The sequence below is a fragment of the Saccharothrix luteola genome (assembly GCF_020859565.1).
GTDB lineage: Bacteria > Actinomycetota > Actinomycetes > Mycobacteriales > Pseudonocardiaceae > Actinosynnema > Actinosynnema luteola.
Genome location: NZ_JAJHUO010000009.1, coordinates 263,250 through 280,075 on the forward strand (window position 1 = coordinate 263,250; position 16,826 = coordinate 280,075).

Genomic DNA, 16,826 nt, shown 5'->3' on the forward strand with positions numbered 1-16,826 from the left:
CATGACCGATCGTGACCCGTACCTCGAACACCGGCGGCTGCTGTTCGCCACCGCCTACCGGATGCTGGGCAGCGTCGCCGACGCCGAGGACGTCCTCCAGGACGCCTGGCTCACGTGGCACGCCGCCGACCGCTCGGACGTCCGGCACCCGAAGGCGTACCTGGTGCGCGTGGTCACCAACCTGTCGTTGAACCGGCTCACCTCCGCCCGGGCCACCCGGGAGACCTACGTCGGCCCGTGGCTGCCCGAGCCGCTGCTGACCTCGCCCGACGCTGCCACGGAGACCGACATGGCCGACACCGTCTCCACCGCGATGATGGTGGTGCTGGAAACCCTCAACCCCGTCGAGCGCGCGGTGTTCCTGCTCCGCGAGGTCTTCGGGTACTCCCACGCCGAGATCGCCGACGCGCTGGACCGCCCGGAGCCCACCGTCCGCCAGATCGCGCACCGCGCCCGCGAGCACGTGCAGGCCCGCCGTCCCCGCTTCGACGCCGACCCGCAGCGGCGCGCGGAGATCACGTCCCGGTTCATCGCGGCCTGCGCGGGCGGCGACCTCAACGCGGTGATGGAACTGCTGGCCCCCAGCGTGACCGCGTGGTCCGACGGCGGCGGCAAGGTCACCGCGGCGCTGCGGCCCCTGCACGGCCCGGACCACGTCGCCCGCTGGTTCCTCGGCGTGCTGGCCAAACCCGCCTCGGCGGGCGTCGTCCTCGAACCGGCCTCCATCAACGGCGAGCTGGGCGTGCTGGTCACCGTCGGGACGACCCCCATCGGCGCCTTGACCTTCGACCTGGCCGACGGGCTCGTGCAGAACCTGCGCCTGCAGATCAACCCGGACAAGCTCACCGGCCTCCGGTAGCGCGTTCGTCGCCGGTGTGCGTGGCGCAAGAGCGATCCGCCGCCATCGGCGCGTCACGTAGGCTGCCCCCGGGTCGGGGGACCTCTGGAGTGGAGATTCCGTGTTCCGATCCGTGCGCGGCCTTGGCGTCGCGTTCTGCGTGCTGGTCGCGTTGACCGCCTTGATGGACGTTGTCCTGGCCGGGTGGGTGTGGCGCGTGCACGGTGTGCTGCAGGACTTCGTCGACGGCCGGATCGGGGAGGCCGAGTTCGACCGCGCGCTCGCCGTGACCGACGTGCTCGACCTGGGCGCCGCCGCCGCGTACCTCGCCGCGGGTGTCGTGTTCGTGGTGTGGCTGTGGAACGTCCGCTCCAACGCGGACCTGGTCGCGCCGGACGCCCACCACCTCGCCAAGCGGTGGGCCATCTGGGGCTGGCTGCCGGTCATCAACTTCTGGTTCCCGCGCCGCGTGGTCGTGGACGTCTGGCAGGTCAGCCTGCCGCGGCACGAGCTCGGTCGCGGCCGAGCCGAGGTCAACTGGTGGTGGGGCCTGTTCATCGCCTACCTGGTGATGGACCGGATCGCCGACCGGATGCTGGCCCGCAGCACGAACGTGGGGGAGTTCGCCAACGGCAGGACGATGCTCGTGGTGGTGGCCGTGCTGTCGGTGGCCGCCGCGGCGCTGTCGGTGAACGTCGTGCGGCGGATCACCGCGTGGCAGTCCGTGCCCGGCTTCGTCACGCCGGAGGAGATTGTGTCGCCGTCGTCCGTCGGGCCGGCCCCGGTGGACGTGCCCGCGCCGCCCGCTCCGCCGACCGCGCCGCCCGCCCACGACCCGCGGTGGGAGCGTCCCGAGTAGACACCCCTCCCAGCCGACTCCCTTGACGGCCACGGCACTCCCCCGGGGGTGCCGTGGCCGTCCTCATAGGAATCGCAGACTTTTGGCGGCGGTCATGCAGAAGTAACCCCCGATGGACCTGGGACAGGGCACGGGGAAACCAGAGGCAGGGCGGGCGGGAATGAGCGACACTTCCCCGGGTGATCGTGATGCAGCCCGTTCTGGAGGTCTACGCCCCTGGCGGCTTCGCCCTCTGGCCTGTCGCCGAGGCCGAGCCGTTCGGCTTCCTCGCGCTCAACGGCGAGCTCACGCCCCTCGAGGTCGGGGCGGCGGTGATGTACATCGCCAGGTGCAACGACATCGACCCCGGGCACGACGGCCGTCCGCCTCGCCCCACCGACCCGCTGGGATCCTTCCTGCACGGCCTGCTCACCCTCGACACGCTCTTCGCGCCCGGCGGCCTGCGGGTGACGGACGGCGCCACGGGCGTGGCCTTCCTACCGGGTTGCTGCAACGGTCTGGAGGACTGGCGCGAGTGGCACCAGGTTCTCGACGGCAGCGGCCGGGTGGGCTTCGGGCACGACCCCGACCCCTGCGCCGAGCGGCACGGCGGCACCGCCCGGCTGATCGTCGACGCCGAGCAGGGCGACAGCCCGGTGATCGAGCTGCCCGTCACCGACCTCCGGCGCCTGCTCGCCGGAGCCGAGCACGATCTCGCCGGGTTCCTCGCGTCGGCAGCCGACTGGGCCGCCCGGCACCTGCCCGGCCACGCCGCCCCCGTCACCGCCGCCCTCGCCCGCGCGCTGGACCTCCCGCCACCGGCCGGACCACGCGCCGGGAACCCCGAGGCCCCTTAGAGTCGCCGGCGGAATCCCCGGTCGCGCGAGGCCACTTCGGGGATCTGCGGCATCACGGTGAAGCGCTCAGCGGTCACGGTGGACGATCGCGTGGGCGAGGTCGGTCAGCTCCGCCGCCGCGCGCGGCGCGGGCTTGATCGAGTCGAGTCGGCGCAACGCCTCGCCGAGGAGCAGCTCCGCCTGCCGCTCGCTCCAGGCGCGCCCGCCGGCCGCTTCGACGAGGCGCGCCGCGCGGGCCGGGTCGGCGGCCACCGGACGCCCGTCGCCCGCGTACATCACGGCGAGTTCCCGGCCCGCCGGCGTGTCGGACGTCAAAGCGGCGACGACCGGCAGCGACTTCTTGCGGGCGCGCAGGTCGCCGTGCACCGGCTTGCCGGTCACGGACTCGTCGCCCCAGATCCCCAGCAGGTCGTCGACGTGTTGGAACGCCAGCCCCAGGCGCAGGCCGAAGTCACGCAGGCCCGCGACCTCCGCGGGCCCGCCGCCGGCGAACATCGCGCCGAGGGCGCAGGCGCAGGCCAGGAGCCCGGCGGTCTTGCGCTCCGCCATGGCCACGCAGTCGGCCACCCCGATGTCGTGCCGCCCCTCGAACGCGATGTCGGCCTGTTCGCCGTCGACCAGGTCGAGCACCGCGGCGTTGAGCGTGCGCACGCCCGCCAAGGCGGCCGGGTGCCCGTCGGCGACGAGCACGTCGAAGGCGAGCGCCAGCATCGCGTCACCGGCCAGGACGGCGTCCGGCACGCCGAAGACGCGCCACGCCGTCGGACGGTGCCGCCGGGTCGGGTCCCCGTCGAGCACGTCGTCGTGCAGCAGCGTGAAGTTGTGCACCAGTTCCACCGCCGCGGCGGCCGGCACGGCGGTGCTCGCCTCGCCCCCGACCGCCTCGGCCGCCAGCTGGGTCAGCACCGGGCGGATCGCCTTGCCGCCGTCCGCGTCGGTCGGCTCGCCGTGCTCGTCCCACCACCCCAGGTGGTACCCGGCGACGCGGCGCGCCGACGCGGGCAACCGGTCGACGGCGGCACGCAGGGCCGGCTGCACCATGTCGCGGCTCCACGCCACGACTTCGCGCACCGGTCGGGCACCGGCGATGGCTTCGGGCGGCACGACGCACCTCCTGGTCGGTCGGGTCGGGCGGGGCCGCCGGGACGCCGGTCGTGCCCGCGGGTCAGGCCAGCTGGCGGTCGACCACGTCCGGCGACAGGACGTGCTGCACCACCATCGCCGCCGCGCCGAGGACGCCGGCGTCGTCACCGGCCTGCGACGGCACGATGCGCAGGTTCCCGGTGGCCAGCGGCAGGGAACGCCGGTAGATCGCCTCGCGCACACCGGCCAGCAGCATCTCCCCGGCGAGCGCGACGGTGCCGCCGACGACGATCAGCGACGGGTTGAACATGCTCACGCAGGCGGCGAGGACCTCGCCGATGTCGCGGCCCGCCTGCCGCACGGCCTGACCGGCTTCGAGGTTGCCCGCGCGGACCAGCGCGACGACGTCCGCGCTCGTGTGCGCCTCGACGCCCTTGGCGCGCAACGTCGCCGCGATGGCGGACCCGCTGGCGACCGCTTCGAGGCAGCCGGTGTTGCCGCAGCGGCACGGCACGTCGCCGGCGTGCGGCGCGAGGATGTGGCCGAGGTCGCCCGCCGAGCCCACCGCGCCGCGGTGGAGCTTGCCGTTGCTGATGAAACCGGCGCCTATCCCGGTGGCCACCTTGATCACGATGAGGTGCTCGGCCTCCGGGAAGCACTTCGTGTGCTCGCCGAGGGCCATCAGGTTCACCTCGTTGTCGACCAGGACCGGGACGTCGAGTTCCGCGCCGATGTGGCCCGGGACGTCGTAGCCGTCCCACCCGGGCATGATCGGCGGGTTGTTCGGCCGACCGGTGGAGTGCTCGACGGGGCCGGGCAGGCCGATGCCGACGCCCGCCACGCGCGTCGACTCCAGGTCGGTCTCCTCCAGCAGAGACCGCCAGGCCGCCACGAGCCCGGGCAGGACCACTTCCGGACCTTCGGCGATGTCCTGCTCCAACCGGCGCACCGCCAGGGGTGAGCTGGTCAGGTCCGTCACCGCGACGGTCGCGTGGGTGGCGCCCACCTCGGCGGCGAGCACGACCCGCGCGCGGGCGTTGAACACGAACCGGCCGGCCGGGCGCCCGCCGGTCGACGCCTCGCTGCCACCGTCGCTGACCAAGCCCGCGTCCAGCAGCGCGTCCAACCTGGCCCGCACGGTCGACCTGGCCAGTCCGGTCACCGTGGTGAGTTCGGAGCGAGTGCGGGGCACGCCGTCGCGCAGCAGGCGCAGCAGCTCTCCCGGAGACGCGGCGCCGACGGTGGATACGTCTTCTTTCACCCTTCAATTGAAGCAGAGGTCACGGTCATACGGCGTCAACCGTCGAAACATGTCGGACTTTTGGTTGACATCCGCCATTACCGATCTTACGGTTCGCCACATGACTGTGACCCACCTAACTCAGCCGGCCACCGCCGGTCGTGCCGAGCCGCGGACGCCGAGGGTCGCCGTGGTGGGCGCCGGGTTCATGGGCCGCGTGCACGCCGAAGCGGCCCGACGGGCCGGGGCCGCGGTGGTCGCCGCGGTGGCGAGCACTCCGGGAGGCGCGGACCAGGCCGCGCGCGCGGTCGGGGCGGACCGCGGTTACCCCGACCTGGCCTCGTTGCTCGCCGAGGCGGGGGCCGACGTGGTGCACGTGTGCACGCCCAACGCCCGGCACGCGGAGGCGGTGGAGGCCGCGCTCGCCGCAGGTGCGCACGTGATCTGCGAGAAGCCGCTGGCCGTCGGCGTCGCCCAGGCCGCCGGGCTGGCCGCCGCGGCGGCGGCCGCGGGCCGGGTGGCCACGGTGCCGTTCGTCTACCGGTTCCACCCGATGGTGCGCGAGCTGCGGGCCAGGCTGGCGGCCGGTCAGGCGGGTGTGGTGTCCACGGTCAGCGGCGGCTACCTGCAGGACTGGCTGTCCCGGCCGAGTGACGACGACTGGCGGGTCGACCCGGCGGTCGGTGGCCCGTCCCGGGCGTTCGCCGACATCGGCTCGCACTGGTGCGACCTGGTCGAGTTCGTCACCGGCGACCGGATCCACCGGCTGTCCGCGCAGACGGCGACCGTCCAGGCGCGCCCTCGGCCGTCGGCCACGCCGACCGAGGACGCCGCGGTCGTCCAGTTCGCCACCGGGTCCGGCGTCCTCGGCACGCTGGTGGTCTCGCAGGTCGCGGCCGGCCGGAAGAACCGGCTGCACGTGGAGATCTCCGGCACCGAGTCCAGCTTCGCGTTCGACCAGGAGGACCCCGAGCGGCTGTGGGTCGGCAAGCGGGACGGCAACCAGGTGCTGCTGCGCGACCCGGGGACCTTGTCGCCCGGGGCGGCCCGGTACGCGCGCCTGCCCGCCGGTCACGCGCAGGGCTACCAGGACTGCTTCGACGCCTTCGTCGCCGACACCTACCGCGCCGTGCTCGGCGAGGACCGGCCCGACGGCCTGCCGACCTTCGCCGACGGCCTGCGGTCCGTCCGGATCACCGAGGCGGTCCTGACCTCCGCCGCGTCCGCCGGCGCGTGGACGACCGTCGGCGGAGTCGACGACCAGACCACGGTCGGCGGAGTCGACGATCGGACGACAGTCGGGGGAGCGGACGACCGCGGCGAGGCGGACCGATGACCGCCGGCGGTGACGTCGTCGTCCGGCTCACCGGGATCACCAAGAGCTTCCTCGGCGTGCCCGTGCTGCGCGGCGTGGACCTGGAACTGCGCGCGGGCGAGGTGCACGCGCTCATGGGCGAGAACGGCGCGGGCAAGTCGACGCTGCTGAAGGTCCTCGCGGGCGTGCACCGGCCCGACTCAGGTCAGGTGGAGGTCAACGGCGAGCCGGTGGTGTTCACCACTCCCCGGGACGCCCAGGGAGCGGGCATCGCGATCATCCACCAGGAGTTCAACCTCCTGGAGCACCGCACCGTCGCGGAGAACGTCTACCTCGGCCGCGAGCCGGTCCGCCGGGGCCAGGTGGACCGCCGGAAGATGGAGGCGGACACCAAGGGGCTGCTGGACTGGCTCGGCGAGGACGGGGTCGACCCGGCCGAGACCGTCAACCGGCTGTCGGTCGCGCAGAAGCAGGTCGTCGAGATCGTCAAGGCGCTGTCCACCGATGCCAAGGTGCTGGCGATGGACGAGCCGACCGCCGCGCTGGCCGACCACGAGGTGGAGCTGCTGTACGGCTTGGTCGACCGGTTGCGCACCAGGGGCATCGCGATCCTCTACGTCTCGCACCGGATGCGCGAGGTGTTCGACCTGAGCAAGCGGATCACCGTGCTCAAGGACGGCGCGTTCGTCACCTCCGCCCTCACCGCCGAGCTGACCTCCGACCAGCTCGTGCGCCACATGGTCGGGCGGTCCCTCGACGCGCTCTACCCCGACCGCGCGACCCCGGAGGACCTCGGCGACGTGCGGCTGGCGCTGCGCGGCGCGGGCAACGACCGGGTCCGCGGCGTGACGTTCGAGCTGCGGGCGGGCGAGATCGTGGGCATCGCCGGGCTCCAGGGCTCCGGGCGGTCCGCGATCGCGCGGGCGATCTGGGGCGTCGAGCCGTTCACCACCGGCACGCTCGAGGTCGACGGCGTCGCGCGGCGGATCACCGACCCGCGTGCCGCCGTTCGGCTGGGCATCGGCTACGTCACCGAGGACCGCAAGGGGGAGGGGCTGGCGCTGCGCCAGTCCATCCGGGACAACGCGCTGCTCGTCCGCCGGGCGGCGCTCGCAGGTGGCGCCGGGCGGCGCAGGTCCGACCTCGGCGAGCTGCTGAAGTCGGTCGCGGTCGTGGGGCGGGGCGAGCACCAGGAGGTGCGCTACCTGTCCGGCGGCAACCAGCAGAAGGTCGTGCTGGCCAAGTGGCTCGCCGTCGGGCCGCGCGTGCTCCTCGTGGACGAGCCCACGCGCGGCATCGACGTCGGCGCGAAGCAGGCGGTGCACCGGTTGCTGCGCGACCTGGCCCGCAACGGGGTCGCGATCCTGATGATCTCCTCCGAACTGCCCGAGCTGATCGGCATGAGCGATCGGGTCCTGGTCGTCCACGAGGGCGCGATCGCGGGCGAGCTGCCCGCGGGCGCCGGTGAGGAAGCCGTCATGGGCCTCGCCACGGGGCACGGTATGGGAGAAGTGGCGTGAGCGTCGTGCAGGAGAAGGTCAAGCTCGCGGGCGCGGCCCGGCGCGGTGGGGCCCGGCGGTTCGGCTTCACGCCGACCGTCACCGTCTACCTGGCGCTGGTGGTGCTGCTCGTCGTCGGCAGCGTCCTGGTCGGCCTGAACGGCGGCGTGCTGCTCGACCAGGGCGGCATCCTCAACATCCTGACCCGCAGCACCGTGCTCGGGCTGGTCGCGGTCGGTCAGACCATCGTGATCATCACCGGCTCGCTCGACCTGTCCGTGGCCTACCTGGTCGGGCTGTGCTCGCTCGTGGCGGCGGAGACGATGGCGGGCAGTGACGGCATGATCGTGCCGGGAGTGCTGCTGGCGCTCGGCGTCGCCGCCGTGGTCGGCCTGGTCAACGGGCTGGTCGTCACGGTCCTCAAGGTCAACGCGTTCATCGCGACCCTCGGCGTGGCGCTCATCCTGCGCGGCTACCTGGAGCAGAACTACACCGGACCGGCGGGCAGCGTGCCGCGCGCGTTCCAGCACCTCGGGTTCGACCGCATCGGCCCGGTGCCGATCGGCGTGCTGCTGATGCTCGTCGTCGCCGCGGCGGCGTGGTGGTACCTCAAGCGCACCCGCGCCGGCTACCACACCTACGCGGTCGGCGGTGACGTGGACGTCGCCCGGCTGTCCGGTGTGCGCACCGGCCGCACGATCGTCATCGCCCACGTGCTGTGCGCGGTCGCCGCCGGGCTCGCCGGGGTGTTCCTGGCCAGCCGGCTCGGGTCCGGCGCGCCGTACGTCGGCACGGACGCCGGGTACGACCTGGAGTCCATCGCGGCCGTGGTGCTCGGCGGCGCGGCGCTGGCGGGCGGTCGCGGCGGTGTCGTCGGCACGATCGGCGGCGTCCTCATCCTGGCCACCCTCGACACCATCTTCGACGACCTCGCCGTCGACCCGTTCTTCAAGGACGTCGTGCGCGGCATCGTCCTCATCGTCGCGGTGGCGCTCTACGCGCGCCGCAAGCTCTCCAGGAGGTCCGCGTGAGCGCGCCGACCACGTGGCGTCCCCGGCTGGCGGACGGCACCGCGCCCGTGCTGGTGGTGCTCGCCGTGCTGCTGGTGGCGCTGGCCTTCGCGGGCCCCGCCTACTCCGAACCGGCCGGGTACCTGGCGCTGCTCAAGCGCGCCGCGCCGCTGGTGCTCCTGGCCATCGGCCAGTACTTCGTCATCGTCTCCGGCGGGTTCGACCTGTCGGTGGGCTCGCTGGTCACCGCCGAGGTGGTGATCGCGGCCCGGCTGATCGACGGCCAGGAGTCGGCGACCGGCTGGGTGATCGTGCTGCTGCTCGGCTTCGGCCTGCTGGTCGGCCTGGTCAACGGGCTGGTCACGACCAAGCTGCTGGTGCCGTCGTTCATCGTGACCCTCGGGATGCTGCTCATCCTCGACGGCGCGGTGTTCCTGTGGACCGGCGGCGCACCGCGCGGCGCGCTGTCACCGTCGTTCCGCGTGTTCGGTCGCGGTGGCGTCGACCTGCCGGTCCTCGGCCACCTGCCGTGGTCGGTGGTGATCCTGCTGGCCGTCCTCGTCGCCGCCGTGCTGTTCATGCGCAGCGGCACCGGCCGCACGCTGGTCGCGGTGGGGGACAACGAGAACGCCGTGCGGCTGGCCGGCGGTCGGGTGGATCGCCTGAAGGTGCTGGCGTTCGCGCTGTCCGGTCTGCTCGCGGCGCTGGCCGCGATCCTGCTCGGCGGGTTCGCGGGCGTGTCGGCGCAGGTCGGCGAGGGACTGGAGTTCCGCGCCATCACCGCGGTCGTGCTCGGCGGCGTCCTGCTCGGCGGCGGACGGGGTTCCGTCGTCGCCGCGGCGGCCGGTGCGCTCACCCTCGAAGCCCTCTTCTCGCTGCTCAACCTGCTCGGCGTGGCCGGCGCGCTGGAGTCCGCCGTGCAGGGCGTGATCATCATCGCCGCCGTCGCCTACGCCGCCCTCGGCGTCACGCCGCGGCTCCGGTTCCGCCGCCGCGCGGGCACACCCGAGCCTGCCCGCCGCTAGTCACCGCCGCACAAGGAGATCCGATGAACAGGAAGTGGTCCGTCGTGGCCGTCGCGGGCCTGCTGGCCGTGGCCGGCTGCAGCAGCGACCTGCCCGCCGACACCGGCACGCCCGGCACGACGGGCGCGTCGAAGGACGCCGGCGCGAAGTCGGAGTTCTTCGACCAGGCGACGTACGAGCGCCAGTTGAAGTTCCGGTCGACCGCCGCCGAAGGGCCGGCCGACAAGCCGTGGGAGCAGATGATCTCGCCCGAGCTGGTCGACACGGCGAAGTTCGCCAAGCCGGGCGGCGACTACCACCTGTGCTTCTCCAACGCCGCGGTCAACAACCCGTGGCGGCAGGTCGGCTTCAAGACGATGAAGGAGGAGGTGAAGCTGCACCCGGAGATCACCAAGTTCACCGTGCTCGACGCCGAGGCCAAGGACGACAAGCAGATCAGCGACATCCAGTCGTTCGCCTCGCAGGGGTGCAGCGCGCTGGTCGTGTCGCCGAACACGACGGCGACCCTGACGCCCGCCATCGAGGCGGCGTGCCGGACCAACGTGCCGGTGATCGTGTTCGACCGCGGCGTGAACTCCACCTGCCCCGTCACGTTCATCCACCCGATCGGCGGGTTCGCGTTCGGCGCGGACGGCGCGGAGTTCCTGAAGGAGAAGGTGAAGCCGGGTGGCAAGATCCTCGCCCTGCGGATCCTGCCCGGCGTCGACGTGCTGGAGCAGCGGTGGGCCGCGGCCGACGAGATCTTCTCGGACAGCGAGCTGAAGGTCGTCGGCGTGGAGTTCACCGACGGTGACGCGGCCAAGACCAAGAGCGTGGTCAACGACTACATCCAGCGCGAGGGCCAGATCGACGGCGTGTGGATGGACGCGGGCGCGACCGCCGTGGCCGCGGTGGAGGCGTTCCAGGACGCGGGCGTGCCGATCCCGGCGTTCGTCGGCGAGGACCAGCAGGACTTCCTGCGGATGTGGGCCGACGAGAAGATGACCGCCGTGGCGCCGACCTACCCGACCTACCAGTGGCGCACCCCGGTCATCGCCGCGCTCAAGGTCCTCAACGGTCAGCAGGTGCCGAAGGAGTGGGTGCTGCCGCAGCCGAAGGTCACCCAGGACACCCTCCAGAGCTTCCTGAAGCAGGACATGCCGCCGCTGCACTACGCGATGTGCGGGTGCGAGTCGATGGCCGGCTACCCCGCGCCCTGGAAGTGACCTCGGAGCCCGGCCCGGACGGAGGAACGGTGCACGCGATCGGTGTGAGCACGTGGGTTTGGACGTCGCCGCTGCGCGACGTGACGCTCGCCGAACTGGCCACGAGGGTGGCCGGCTGGGGGTTCGACGTGCTCGAACTCCCGGTGGAGGAGGTCGGCGACTGGGACCCGGCGCACGCCGCGCGGGTGCTGGCGGACCACGGGCTCGCCGCGACCGTGTGCCTGGTGATGCCGCCGGGCCGGGAACTGGTCGCGGCAGAGCCCGCCACCGTCACGGCGACCCAGGACTACCTGCGGCGGGTCGTGGACGTCGCGGTGCAGGTCGGTTCGCCGGTCGTCGCGGGCCCGGCCTACGCGTCGGTCGGCCGCACGTGGCGGATGGCGGCGCGGGAGCGGCGCGACCGGATCGCCGAGCTGCGCGACAACCTGGCGCCGGTGGTGGAGCACGCTCGCGCGGCGGGCGTGCGGGTCGCGGTCGAACCGCTCAACCGCTACGAGACCAGCCTGCTCAACACGGTCGGGCAGACCCTGGAGGCGCTGGAGGGGCTGCCGGTCGACGGGTGCGGCGTGGCGGTCGACGTCTACCACCAGAACATCGAGGAGAAGCACGTCGGTGACGCGATCCGGTCGGCCGCCGGTCGGATCGCGCACGTCCAGGTGTGCGGCAACGACCGCGGCACACCGGGCGAGGACCACCTCGACTGGCCGGACGTCGTCGCCGCGCTGGCCGAGGCCGGCTACTCCGGGCCGCTGTGCATCGAGTCGTTCACCGGCGAGAACGCGAGCATCGCGACCGCCGCGTCCATCTGGCGCCCGCTCGCACCGACCCAGGACGCGCTCGCCGTCGACGGGCTGAAGTTCCTCAGGGAGGTGATCGGCTCCAGCTGACCGGCGTCACCCACCACTCACCGGCGCCGGCACGCCGGGCGGAACAGAAAGCGTGTGGAGGATCGTGAGAACCCCTGTATTCCGCTTGCGCACCGTGTTCGTCCTCGTGCTGGCCTTCCTCGTCGCCGCCGGATCGCTGCCGGCGACCGCCGCGGCACACCCCGGCCACGACGCGCCGGCCGAGTTCCGAGCCCTGCTGTTCACCAAGACCGCCGCGGGCGCCTACCGGCACGACTCGATCCCGGCCGGTGTGGCGATGGTCGAGAAGCTCGCCGCCGACCACCACTTCGAGGTGGTGCACAGCGAGGACGCCACCCAGTTCACCGACGAGAACCTCGCCGGGTTCGACGTCGTCATCATGCTCCAGAACGGCGGCATGGTCTGGGACACCGACGCCCAGCGCGCCGCCGTCAGGAAGTTCGTCAACGACGGCGGCGGCATCGTCGCCGTCCACAACGCGACGGACATGAACATCGAGTCCTCGTTCCCGTGGTGGGACGACTTCGTCAACGGCGGCGCGCACATGACCGCGCACTCCGCCAACGGCCTCACCGCCACCTCCTACCAGGTCGACGAGGTGCACGAGTCGACCAGGCACCTGCCGGACCGCTGGCAGAAGGCCGAGGAGTGGTACAACTTCAAGCCGAGCATGCGCGGCAAGGTGCACCCGCTGGTCGAGGTCGACGAGAAGACCTACAACCCGGGCTCCGAGGCCATGGGGCACGACCACCCGATCAGCTGGTGCCGTGACGCCGAGGGCGGCCGGGTCTGGGCGACCGGCATGGGCCACAACGCCGCCGACTACACCGAGCCGAACTTCGTCGCGCACGTGCTGGGCGGCATCCGCACGGCCGCCGGCGTCGTGCCCGCGGACTGCGGCGCCACCGTCGACGCCAACTTCGAGAAGGTGACGCTCGACGACGCCACCCACGCGCCGACGACGCTGGACGTCGCGCCGGACGGCCGCGTGTTCTACACCGAGCTGCTCGGCCAGATCCGCGTGCACGACCCGGCGTCGGACGCCACGTCCACCGCGTTGACGCTGCCCGTCTACAGCGGCGGCGAGGACGGTTTGGTGTCCTTGGCGCTCGCGCCCGACTTCGCCACCAGCCACCATCTCTACGTGTACTACTCACCGGTCGGCACGGCCGAGGTCAACCGGGTCTCGCGGTTCACCGCCGAGGGCAACGTGATCCGGCCCGACAGCGAGAAGGTCCTGCTGGAGATCCCGGCGTCGCGCCGCGAGGAACCCGGCCACACCGGCGGGTACCTGGAGTTCGGCCCGAACGGCAACCTGTACATCGGCGTGGGCGACGACATCAACCCGTTCCAGTCCAGCGGGTACGCCCCGGTGGACGAGCGGCCCGGCCGCGACCTGTTCGACGCGCAGAAGACCGCGGCGAACACCAACGACCTGCGCGGCAAGATCCTGCGCGTGCACCCGGAGCCGGACGGCACCTACACCGTCCCGGCGGGCAACATGTTCGCGCCGGGCACGGCGAAGACCCGGCCCGAGATCTACGCCATGGGCTTCCGCAACCCGTTCCGCTTCAACGTCGCCTCCGACGGCACGCTCCACATGGCCGACTACGGCCCCGACGCCGGTGGGGACAACCCGTCGCGCGGCCCCGGCGGCCTGGTCGAGTGGAACGTCATCAAGGAGCCCGGCAACTACGGCTGGCCGTACTGCGTGGGCGACAACACCCCGTTCAACGACTTCGACTTCGCCACGAACACGTCCAAGGCCAAGTTCGACTGCGCCAACCCGGTGAACGACTCGCCGAACAACACCGGCCTGACCACGTTGCCCGCGGCCAAGGCCGCCGACGTCTGGTACGGCAACGGCGCCGAGGGCGACGAGTTCCCCGAGATGGGCACCGGTGGCGAGGCCCCGATGGCCGGGCCGCGCTACGAGTTCGACCCGAACCTGGTGTCGGACGTGAAGTTCCCCGAGTACTACGACGGCAAGCCGTTCTTCTACGACTGGGCGCGCAACAAGTTCTGGACGTTCTCGCAGGACGACCAGGGAGGCCTGCTCAAGATCAACGAGTGGTTCAAGACCGCGGCGCCGCTGGCGCCGATGGACGTGAAGTTCGGTCCGGACGGCGCGATGTACGTCGTGGAGTGGGGCGGTGGCTACGGCCGCGACAACCCGGACTCCGGCGTCTACCGGATCGACTACACGCAGGGCAACCGGCGGCCGACAGCCAAGGCGACGGCGACCCCGTCCTCGGGCCAGGCGCCGCTGCCGGTGCGGTTCTCCGCCACGCAGTCGTCCGACCCCGAAGGCGCGGCGCTGACCTACGCGTGGACCTTCGGCGACGGCGGCACGTCCACCGAGGCCGAGCCCACCCACACCTACACCGCCAACGGCGTCCACAACGCCCAGCTCACCGTGACCGACCCGTCGGGCAAGAGCGGCGTGACCAACGTCCAGGTGACGGTCGGCAACACCGCGCCGTCGGTGACCATGGCGTCCCCGGTCGACGGCGGGTTCTTCGACTTCGGCGACGAGGTCGCGTTCGACCTCGACATCACCGACCCGGAGGACGGCCAACCGGACTGCGCCAAGGCGGTCCTCCAGCCCGCGCTCGGCCACGAGGCGCACGCGCACCCGATCGACCAGATCAACGCGTGCGAGGGCAAGTTCACCACCCTGGTCGACGAGGGCCACGCCGACGCGGACATCTTCTACTCCGTGGACGCCTCCTACACCGACCGCGGCGCCGGCGCGCTGCCGCCGCTGGTCGGCCGCGACCTCGCGGTGATCCAGCCCAAGCACAAGCAGGCCGAGTTCCACCAGGAGTCCGCGGGCGTGCTGGTCTCCCCCGACCCGGCCGCCGAGTCGGGCAAGCGGGTCTCGGACATCGGCGACGGCGACTGGATCGCCTTCCACCCGGTGAACCTCCACCGCATCGACCGCGTCACCGCGCGGGTGGCGTCCGCGAGCGCGGGCGGGTCGATCGAACTGCGCGCGGGCTCGCCCACCGGTGACCTCCTCGCCACCATCGCGGTGCCCGAGACCGGCGGCATCGGCCGGTACGCGACCGCGCCCGACGTGGCGGTCGCCGACCCCGGCGGCACGGTGAAGCTGGTCGCGGTATTCCGCGGCCCGGCCAACCGGTTCACGCTCGACTCGTTCACGTTCATCGGCAAGGGCGTCTCGGTCAACGCCGCGCCGCACGTGACCGTCACGGCGGACCCGGCGACCGGCTCCGCGCCGTTCACCACCAAGCTCACCGCGACGGCGACCGACGCGGAGGGCGACGCGCCGTTCACCTACTCGTGGGACCTCGGTGACGGCACGTCGGCATCGGGCGCCGCGGTCGAGCACACCTACGCCGAGGACGGCACCTACTACGCGTCCGTGACGGTCACCGACGCGGCCGGGCGGACCAAGAAGGTGTCCACGCCGGTGCTCGTGCGCGACCCGCCGATGCCGCCCATCACCTGCGACCCGCCGAACCCGACCGTCGCGCCGAGCGACGAGTTCGACGGCGACCGGCTCGACGGGTGCCGCTGGAACGCCGTCCTGCGGCCGGACCTGGACTCGATGCGGATGGGTGACGGTCTGCTGAGCATCGACACGCTGCCCGGCGACATCAACGGCGGCGACAACGGCGACCCGCGCAACTTCGTCCTGCAGAACGCGCCCACGGGCGACTGGACGGTGGAGACGAGGTTGGCCGCGCCGGTGGTCGAGCAGTGGCAGCTCGCCGGCTTCATGGTTTACGCCAACGACGACGACTACGTGAAGTTCGACGTCGTCGCGCGCAACGCGCCGGGCCAGGCCGTGACGTTGGGCGCGGAGCTCGTCTCCGAGAACAACGGCTCGTTCGGCGACGGCGGCAACCGGGGCATCACCATCGGCACGCCGGAGAGCGGGTGGTGGCACCTGCGGCTGAAGAAGGTGGGCAACACCTACAGCGGCGAGATCAGCGACGGCGGCACCACGTGGACGTCCATGGGCGCCCCGGTGACGAACGACGTGCCGAACGCGAAGTTCGGCCTGATGGCGATCGGGCCGTCGCAGACCATGGGCCCGGTGACGGTCGACTTCGACTGGTTCCGGGTGTCCGGTGTGGACACCACCGCCCCCGAGGTCACGGCGAACGTGAACCCGGCCGAGCCCGACGGCGCGGACGGCTGGTGGACCACCGCGCCGACCGTGGCGATCGCCGCGGTGGACGCCGGTTCCGGCGTGGCGAGCACCGAGTACCGGATCGACGGCGGCGACTGGAAGCCCTACACCGCGCCGTTCCCGGTGACCGGCGACGGCGCCCACGCCGTGCAGTACCGGGCGACCGACGCGCGGGGCAACCGGTCCGAACCCGGTTCGGTGGCGGTCAAGGTCGACGCGACCGCGCCGACCGTGAAGCTCACCGGGCTGCACGACGGCGTGAGCTACGGCCACGCCGAGGACAAGGTGGTCACCTGGCAGGGCGAGGACGCCACGTCCGGGGTCGGATCGGTCACCGTCGCGCTCGACGGCCGCCCGGTGACGTCCGGCACGACCATCCCCATGCACACGCTCGCGCTCGGCGCGCACACCCTGGCGCTGACCGCGACCGACAAAGCGGGCAACAAGCGTGACGTGGTGGTGTCGTTCACCGTCACGACCTCGTTGCCCGACCTGCAGGCCATGGTCGACCGGTTCTCGGCGGAACGGCGCATCCCGTCGTCCGTCGCGCGAGGGCTGGACCGCGACCTGGACGACGCCCGACGGCTGCTGTTCGACGGCAAGCCCGCCAAGGCGATCGAGGAGCTGGAGGGTTTCCGCGACGCGGTCTCCCGCAAGGTGACCGATCGGGCCGTGCGCGACCTGCTCGTCGCCGACGCCGAGGTGGTGATCTCGGCGCTGCGGAAGCAGTCGGGCGGTAGCTGACGGGCGATGGCCGGCGCCACCGCGATCCGGCCACCAGCGCGTGGGGGCGGTTGCCGGACCGCCCCCACCCGACCGGTGGCCGGGCGCGCGCGGGCCCGGCCCCGGGGGTTGCCGGGGGGTTGGGTGTGCCGGCGGAGGGGGGGG

At 72.6% G+C, this 16,826-nt stretch carries 12 protein-coding genes; 10 read left to right on the forward strand and 2 right to left on the reverse strand.

What is annotated here, in order from left to right; translation table 11 throughout:
* The first annotated feature begins 1 nt into the window (after position 1).
* The 3 genes from LNK82_RS15110 (at position 2) to LNK82_RS15120 (ending at position 2,533) form a co-directional block, all read left to right on the forward strand.
* Positions 2-859: an RNA polymerase sigma-70 factor gene (locus LNK82_RS15110; protein WP_230567607.1), complete on the forward strand. Its 858-nt coding sequence runs from the start codon at positions 2-4 to the stop codon at positions 857-859.
* A gap of 100 nt (positions 860-959) precedes the next feature.
* Entirely contained in the window at positions 960-1,697 is a 738-nt protein-coding gene (locus LNK82_RS15115) for a DUF4328 domain-containing protein (RefSeq protein ID WP_230567608.1), read from the forward strand.
* 188 nt (positions 1,698-1,885) lie between these two features.
* Positions 1,886-2,533: a hypothetical protein gene (locus tag LNK82_RS15120; protein ID WP_230567609.1), complete on the forward strand. Its 648-nt coding sequence runs from the start codon at positions 1,886-1,888 to the stop codon at positions 2,531-2,533.
* A gap of 66 nt (positions 2,534-2,599) precedes the next feature.
* Here LNK82_RS15120 and LNK82_RS15125 read toward each other — a convergent pair whose 3' ends face one another.
* Positions 2,600-3,637 (reverse strand): family 2 encapsulin nanocompartment cargo protein polyprenyl transferase, encoded by a 1,038-nt coding sequence (locus tag LNK82_RS15125; protein ID WP_308257216.1) that lies wholly within the window; start codon positions 3,635-3,637, stop codon positions 2,600-2,602.
* Positions 3,638-3,698: 61 nt separating this feature from the next.
* Positions 3,699-4,877 carry an ROK family protein gene (locus LNK82_RS15130; protein ID WP_230567610.1) on the reverse strand — a complete coding sequence of 393 codons (1,179 nt, stop codon included), beginning with the start codon at positions 4,875-4,877 and terminating at the stop codon, positions 3,699-3,701.
* Between the two features lie 100 nt (positions 4,878-4,977).
* Between LNK82_RS15130 and LNK82_RS15135 the strand changes: the two genes are divergently transcribed.
* The 7 genes from LNK82_RS15135 (at position 4,978) to LNK82_RS15165 (ending at position 16,682) form a co-directional block, all read left to right on the forward strand.
* Complete coding sequence (locus LNK82_RS15135; RefSeq protein WP_230567611.1) at positions 4,978-6,192, forward strand: Gfo/Idh/MocA family oxidoreductase; 1,215 nt, start codon at positions 4,978-4,980, stop codon at positions 6,190-6,192.
* A complete protein-coding gene (locus tag LNK82_RS15140) occupies positions 6,189-7,691 on the forward strand; it encodes a sugar ABC transporter ATP-binding protein (protein ID WP_230567612.1) in 1,503 nt (500 codons plus the stop codon). The genes LNK82_RS15135 and LNK82_RS15140 overlap by 4 nt, the downstream gene beginning before the upstream one ends.
* A 125-nt stretch (positions 7,692-7,816) precedes the next feature.
* Positions 7,817-8,701, forward strand: coding sequence for an ABC transporter permease (locus LNK82_RS15145; protein ID WP_372470493.1), 885 nt, complete (start codon positions 7,817-7,819; stop codon positions 8,699-8,701).
* On the forward strand, positions 8,698-9,705 hold the full coding sequence (locus tag LNK82_RS15150) for an ABC transporter permease (protein WP_230567613.1): 1,008 nt from the start codon (positions 8,698-8,700) through the stop codon (positions 9,703-9,705). Before LNK82_RS15145 ends, LNK82_RS15150 begins: the two co-directional genes overlap by 4 nt.
* 23 nt (positions 9,706-9,728) lie before the next feature.
* Complete coding sequence (locus tag LNK82_RS15155; protein ID WP_230567614.1) at positions 9,729-10,910, forward strand: substrate-binding domain-containing protein; 1,182 nt, start codon at positions 9,729-9,731, stop codon at positions 10,908-10,910.
* Between the two features lie 44 nt (positions 10,911-10,954).
* Positions 10,955-11,797, forward strand: coding sequence for a sugar phosphate isomerase/epimerase family protein (locus tag LNK82_RS15160; protein ID WP_230567615.1), 843 nt, complete (start codon positions 10,955-10,957; stop codon positions 11,795-11,797).
* 64 nt (positions 11,798-11,861) lie between these two features.
* Positions 11,862-16,682, forward strand: a complete 4,821-nt coding sequence (locus LNK82_RS15165; RefSeq protein WP_230567616.1) for a ThuA domain-containing protein — start codon at positions 11,862-11,864, stop codon at positions 16,680-16,682.
* Positions 16,683-16,826: the final 144 nt, after the last annotated feature.

Bases quoted from the DNA above. Each gene is read 5' to 3' on its own strand.
- LNK82_RS15110 (WP_230567607.1), top strand. From the start codon at position 2: ATGACCGATCGTGACCCGTACCTCGAACACCGGCGGCTGCTGTTCGCC.
- LNK82_RS15120 (WP_230567609.1), top strand. From the start codon at position 1,886: ATGCAGCCCGTTCTGGAGGTCTACGCCCCTGGCGGCTTCGCCCTCTGG.
- LNK82_RS15135 (WP_230567611.1), top strand. From the start codon at position 4,978: ATGACTGTGACCCACCTAACTCAGCCGGCCACCGCCGGTCGTGCCGAG.
- LNK82_RS15140 (WP_230567612.1), top strand. From the start codon at position 6,189: ATGACCGCCGGCGGTGACGTCGTCGTCCGGCTCACCGGGATCACCAAG.
- LNK82_RS15155 (WP_230567614.1), top strand. From the start codon at position 9,729: ATGAACAGGAAGTGGTCCGTCGTGGCCGTCGCGGGCCTGCTGGCCGTG.